We start from the raw sequence: 6,206 nt of genomic DNA, 5'->3' as shown, positions 1-6,206 counted from the left end.
CGCTGACCGCCGGAGAACTCGTGCGGGAAGCGGTTGAAGTGCTCCGGGTTGAGACCGACGATCTCCAGGAGTTCCCGGACCCGCTTCTCGCGGCCGCCGGGCGGGTTGACGTCGTTGATCTCCATCGGACCGGAGATGATCTTGCCGACCGTCTGCCGCGGGTTCAGCGACGAGTACGGGTCCTGGAAGATCATCTGGATCTCGGAGCGGATCGGCGCCAGCGCCCTGCGACCCGCGTGGGTGATGTCCTGACCCCGGTACGTGATCGTGCCGCCGGTCGGCTCCAGCAGACGGGTGATCAGCCGGCCGGTGGTCGACTTGCCACAGCCCGACTCACCGACCAGACCGAAGCTCTCACCGGCGTGCACGGTCAGGTCGATGCCGTCCACGGCCTGGACCTGACCGATGGTGCGGCGGATCGGGAAGCCGCCCTTGACCGGGAAGTGCTTGGTCAGCCCCGAGACCTGAAGCAGCGGCTCCCCGTCCGCGCCGGTGCCCTCGGTGCGCGGGGCCGGGAGGACCAGGTCCTCTTTCATGACGGTGTCCTCCTATGACGACCTAGCCCAGTCGGGGCTTGATCTCCTCGATGAAGATGGTCCGCTTCTGGTCGGCGGTGAGATGGCAGGCCGACGCCCGGTCGGGGGCGAGCAGCGGCCGCTCGTTCACACAGCGCCCGTTGCCCTCCACCCGGTCCTGGAAGGTGCAGCGGGGGTGGAAGCGGCAGCCGGACGGCGGGGTGAGCAGGGAGGGCGGGGTGCCCGGGATCGGGGACAGCTGCGCGCCCGGGTCGGAGTCGATGCGCGGCATCGAGTTCAGCAGGCCCCAGGTGTAAGGGTGTTGGGGCGAGCGCAGCACCTGGTCGGTCGTGCCCCGCTCCACCGCGCTGCCGGCGTACATCACCATGATGTCGTCGGCCATGTCGGCGATCACCCCGAGGTCGTGGGTGATGAAGACGATGCCCGATCCGAACTCCTGTTGCAGGTCCTTCAGCAGGTCCAGGATCTGCGCCTGGACCGTCACGTCCAGGGCCGTCGTCGGCTCGTCGGCGATCAGCAGGTCGGGGTCGCAGACCAGCGCCATCGCGATCATCGCGCGCTGGCGCATACCGCCGGAGAACTGGTGCGGGTAGTCCTTCGCCCGCTGCCGGGGGTTGGGGATGCCGACCTTGCCGAGCATCTCCACGGCGCGTTCCCAGGCGGCCTTCTTGGAGGCGCCGTTGTGCTTCATGTACGGCTCGGCGATCTGCCGGCCGACCGTGTAATAGGGGGAGAGCGCGGTGAGCGGGTCCTGGAAGATCATGGCGACCTTGTTGCCGCGCAGCTTCTCGAGCTCCGACTCGCGGGCCGTCGTCAACTCCTGCCCGTCCAGCAGGATCTCGCCCTCGACCGTGGTGAACATGGGGTTGTGCAGACCGAGGACGGTCAGGTTCGTCACCGACTTGCCCGAGCCCGACTCGCCCACGATGCCGAGGGTGCGGCCCCGCTCCAGGTCGAACGAGAGCCCGTCCACGGCCCGTACGACGCCGTCCTCGGTCTTGAAGCTGACGTGCAGGTCCCGCACCGAGAGCAGGGGACCGGTGCCGGCCGGGATCGGAGCACCGGCTTCCTTGGTCAGAGTGGTCACGACAGTGCTCCTAGGACAGCCGCACGCGCGGGTCGATGAAGGCGTAGGCGGCGTCGACGATGATGTTGAACAGCAGGATCATGGTGGCCGAGAACAGCATCACACCGAGCAGCAGCGGCAGATCGCTGAAGAAGACGGACTGCACGGCGAGGTTGCCGAGGCCCGGCAGGCTGAAGGTGTACTCGGTGATGATGGCGCCGCCGAGCAGCGAGCCCAGGTCGATGCCGAAGATGGTGACGATCGGGATCAGCGAGCCGCGCCAGGCGTAGCGGAAGAAGACGTACCGCCGGGACATGCCCTTGGCGCGGGCGGTGCGGACGTGTTCCTCCTGGAGCTGTTCGATCATCGCGGACCGTGCCATACGGGTGTACTGCGCGGCGAAGATCGTGGAGAGGACGACCCAGGGAATGATCAGCCCGGCGAACCAGGAGACGGGGTCCTGGGTGATCTCGTTGTAGGCCGGCTTGTCGAACCAGTGCGTCTGGTAGACGAGAAGGGCCAGGGCCAGCGGGCCGAGGAAGTAGATCTGCAGCGAACTGATGACCATGGCGCCCGCGGTGGCCGTCTTGTCGATCATCGTGCCGCGCCGCCAGGCGGCGAGCAAGCCGGTGCCGAGGCCGATGACGAGGAAGCACACGGCCGCGCCCAGGGTGAGCGACACGGTGGTGGGCAGGCGGTCCATCAGCGTGCCCCAGACCTGCTCGTTGGTGTGGTACGAGTAGCCGAAGCACGGGGCCGGGCACGGTCCCTGGGCGAACTGGTTGCTGCCCACGAAGAGGTTGTGCAGGAAGATCCAGTACTGCTCGGTGATGGGTTTGTCCAGGCCGAGCACATGGTGGATGTTCGCGATGCTGTCCGGGTTGCAGGTCTTGCCGCACATCAGCAGCGCCGGGTCCCGGGGCACCCCGAAGAACAGCACGAACGTGACGATGCTCAGCAGGAACAGAATGACGACGGCACCGATGATCCGGCGGACGAGGAAGCGCAGCATGACAGGGCAGCTCTCAGACGTCGACGGTCCGGGCGGTACCCGGCGCTCCCCCTCGGTGGGGGCGCGCCGGGTACCGGCAGGGGACGGTTACTTGATGTACAGGCGACGCGGGTCGACGCCGCCGATCACGTCGTCGTAGTCCAGGCCGCCGACCTTGGAGCCGGCGATCTGAACCTGCTTGTAGTACGCGGTCGGGACGACGTTGACGACGTCCTTGACGATGTACTGGTCGAGCTTCTCCCACTCCGCCGCGGACTTGACCGGGTCGGTGATGGTGTTGATCCGGTCGATCTCGCTGTTGATCTTCGGGTCGTTGACCTGGGAGTAGTTCTGCGCGCCGTCGGCGATCACGCGGCCGTCGTACAGCGGCGGGAGCACGGTCGAGGCGGACGGCCAGTCGGCACCCCACGCGGTGTGGAAGATGTCGTAGTTGTTGTTCAGCTTGGAGACCTGGTCGTAGTAGGTCTCGGCCGGGATCTCCTGGCGCTGGACGTTGAAGCCGGCCTTCTGCAGGCCCGCCGCCATGGCGGTGGAGTACTGCTGGCCCTCGGGGGTGTTGATGTAGCCGAAGGTCAGCTTCATGCCGAGCTTGCCGGCCTTCTTCAGCAGGTCCTTGGCCTTCGCCGGGTCACCGGCGGGCGCCTTCTTCTTGCCCCACGGGTCGAAGGAGGGGTCGTAGCCGGAGACGGTCGGGGAGATCAGGCCGCCCGCGACCTCCATGGCGTCGGTGCCGCCGTAGGCGCGCACGAACGGGGTGACCGGCAGGGCGTAGGCGATGGCCTCGCGGATGTTCTTGTCCTTCATGGCCGGGTGGCTCATGTTGATGTTCATCTGACCCACGTACGGCTGGTAGCCGGCGACCGTGCGGGTCTTCATCTTGGGGTCGCGCAGCACCTGGGACAGGTTGCCCGCGTCGACCTGGTTGTTGAAGCTGATGCCGGTCGCGTCGGCACCGCTGTCGGCGAGCAGCGCCTTGGTGGACGTCTCGAACTGCTGGTTGAACGTGATGTTGAACTGGTCCACGTACTGGTGGCGGATCGGGTCCGTCTTCGCGTCCCAGTTGGGGTTCTTGACCAGCACCATCGACTTGCCGGACTTGAACGACTGGATCTTGTACGGGCCGGTGACCAGCGGGGCCTTGTCGTACTTCTCCTTGGTGTCGCCCTTCTCCGAGACCACCGCGTAGCCCGCCATCGCCAGCGCGTAGGGCAGGTCGGGGTGCGGGGTCTTGAAGTGGAAGACGATGGTCTTGTCGTCCGGGGTCTCCAGGACGGAGTTGGGCAGGTGCTTGCCCTTGTACGGGCCGCCCGGCAGCAGCTTGCGGTAGGTGGCGCCGGCCGAGTTGGCCAGCCACTGCTGGAGGTAGGTCGGGCCCTGGTTGATGAACGGCGCGAAGAGCCGCTCGACGCTGTGCCGGACGTCCTTGGACGTGATCGGGGTCCCGTCCTGGAACTTGATGCCGTCCTTGAGCGTGTACTTCCAGGTCTTGCCGCCGTCGGTGGTGGTACCCGAGTCGGTGGCGAGGTCGCCGACCACCTCGTGCTGGTGGCCGTCGTTGCTCGTGGCCTTGTAACCTGTGAGGCCGCGGTGGATCAGCGTCGCCAGGGAGCCCTCGTCGGAGACGTAGATCTGGGCCGGGTCGAGGTGGGCGTAGCTGTCACGCTGCAGCACCTCCATCGTGCCGCCGGGCTTGGCGCCGGGCACGTCGGCCGCCGGGCCGGTGGAGTCCGACGCGCCACCGAACTTGATGGACGCCTGCTGGCGTTTGGCGTCCTGCTGGTCCTTCTTGTCGTTGCTGCCACTGTCGCTGCCGCCCTTGCTGCAACCGGTGAGCACGAGAGCTCCGGCCGCGAGCACGGAGAGTGCGCCGTATACGTGGCGTCCGCCCCTACTCATCACGAACATTCCCACCCATCTGTGTGTCACCAGTGCGATCTATGTGGCACCAGTGCGAAAAGGACTGCTGAAACGCAGTGCCGTGCAGTGGAGTTGCCGCGGAACCGATGTTCCGTCGGCCGACGTGCCTGGGTCAGCGCGCGGTCTTGGGATCGAAGGCGTCTCTGACCGAGTCCCCGAGCAGGTTGAACGCGACGACGAAGATGATCATCGAAACGCCGGGGAAGAACATGTAGGTGATGTCGTTCTGCATCACCAGTTCGGTGGACGCCTTGGAGAACATCTGCCCCCAGTCAGGCGTCGGTTCGACGATGCCCACACCCAGGTAGGACAGGCCGGCCTCGGCCGTCACGAATCCGGGGAGCAGGTAAGTCGCCTGCACCAGCAGCGGCGTGACGACGTTCGGCAGGATCTCCCTGCGGATGATCCGCCAGGACGAGGCGCCGCTGACCTTGGCCGCCTCGATGAACTCCCGTTCACGCAGGGCGAGTGCGGTGCCGCGCAGGATACGGCCGAGGCCCATCCAGCCCAGGAACCACTGGACGATGATCAGCGCGAGCACACGGACGTAAGTCGGTGTCTCGTCACGGGGGCTGACGAACAGTGAGACGACGACCGGCATGCTCGCGATGAAGAACAGCTGCGCGGGGAAGGCGAGCAGGAAGTCGATGATCCGGCCGAGGAAGTAGTCGGTCCGGCCGCCGAGATAGCCGGCGGCGACGCCGAGCAGGATGCCGGTGATGACGACCGCGACGGTGACGGCGACCGAGATCATCAGCGAGGTGCGGATGCCGTAGATCAGCTTGGTGAAGACGTCGTAGCCGTTGCCGGGTTCCAGACCGAACCAGAACTCGCTGCTGATACCGCCGTTGGGCTGCACCGGCACGCCGGCGCTGTCGAAGAGGTCGGGACTCTCGTCCGCGTAGACCGTGTACGGGTTCTTGCCGTACAGCTTGGAGATCAGCGGGGCCAGCAGGCCGACCAGGAAGAAGAAGCCCACGACGTAGGCCGAGATCACGCCGGTGCGGTCGCGCTTGAAGCGCATCCACATCAGCTGGCCGGGGGACCGGCCTTCGAGCTTGACGGCCTCGCCCTTCGCCTCCGGCCCTGGTTCGCCGTCGACGACGACCGCAGTTCCGCCGCCCTCAATGTCGATAGGACTTGTCACGGTTCGTCCGTTTCACAGATATGGGTGTGAGTGATGACCGGTACTCCGAGAACGCGCGTAGCCGCAGTCGGACGCGCGTAGTTCTACAGCCGAATCACACCGCTGGAAGCGACGAACTGACCCACCTGGTGTTTGTGACACCGCACATGGGGGTTCCTCCTCATGACTCCACGTGTTCACCAACAAGTGAGAGATGCAGTCCAACCTCCGACACCCCTGACGGAGGATCAGACACCCCTCGTTGCTCGCGAGTCGTCACGCTGTCCCCACAGCGCGTGACCCATTGACCCGAGCGCTACGCGGCTAACTATCTGCCATGAGCCAGGTGGCGACCACCGTCTTTAAATCTCAATTCAGTCACAGCTGGCGGCTAGAACTTCCAAAAATTGGACAAACCGTTCGGTGGGAGAAGGCCGCGAAACGGACGTGTTACATGGCTATCGGTCCAGGATCTCCGCATTTCGGACAACGAACCCGGCTTATCGATCATCGACGGCCGGAAATCGGGTTGCAAAAAGCCCGGGCTCC

At 65.8% G+C, this 6,206-nt stretch carries 5 protein-coding genes; all 5 read right to left on the bottom strand.

Annotated elements, in window-relative coordinates; genetic code table 11:
* Window positions 1-536: ATP-binding cassette domain-containing protein (locus ACWEN3_RS38965; protein WP_452981224.1), on the bottom strand; the 536-nt coding region annotated here is incomplete at its 3' end.
* A gap of 22 nt (window positions 537-558) precedes the next feature.
* Window positions 559-1,623, bottom strand: a complete 1,065-nt coding sequence (locus tag ACWEN3_RS38960; protein WP_452981221.1) for an ABC transporter ATP-binding protein — start codon at window positions 1,621-1,623, stop codon at window positions 559-561.
* A gap of 10 nt (window positions 1,624-1,633) precedes the next feature.
* On the bottom strand, window positions 1,634-2,614 hold the full coding sequence (locus ACWEN3_RS38955; RefSeq protein WP_452981218.1) for an ABC transporter permease: 981 nt from the start codon (window positions 2,612-2,614) through the stop codon (window positions 1,634-1,636).
* A gap of 87 nt (window positions 2,615-2,701) precedes the next feature.
* Window positions 2,702-4,510 carry an ABC transporter substrate-binding protein gene (locus ACWEN3_RS38950; protein ID WP_452981215.1) on the bottom strand — a complete coding sequence of 603 codons (1,809 nt, stop codon included), beginning with the start codon at window positions 4,508-4,510 and terminating at the stop codon, window positions 2,702-2,704.
* 133 nt (window positions 4,511-4,643) lie between these two features.
* Entirely contained in the window at window positions 4,644-5,678 is a 1,035-nt protein-coding gene (locus ACWEN3_RS38945) for an ABC transporter permease (RefSeq protein WP_452981212.1), read from the bottom strand.
* Window positions 5,679-6,206 lie beyond the last annotated feature (528 nt).

This window comes from Streptomyces sp. NPDC004561 (assembly GCF_053602155.1).
Note: the sequence above shows the minus strand (reverse complement) of the source record. Positions and strands in the feature narration are given on the sequence as shown.

Coding starts and splice junctions, on each gene's coding strand:
- ACWEN3_RS38955 (WP_452981218.1), bottom strand. CDS start 2,614: ATGCTGCGCTTCCTCGTCCGCCGGATCATCGGTGCCGTCGTCATTCTG.
- ACWEN3_RS38950 (WP_452981215.1), bottom strand. CDS start 4,510: ATGAGTAGGGGCGGACGCCACGTATACGGCGCACTCTCCGTGCTCGCG.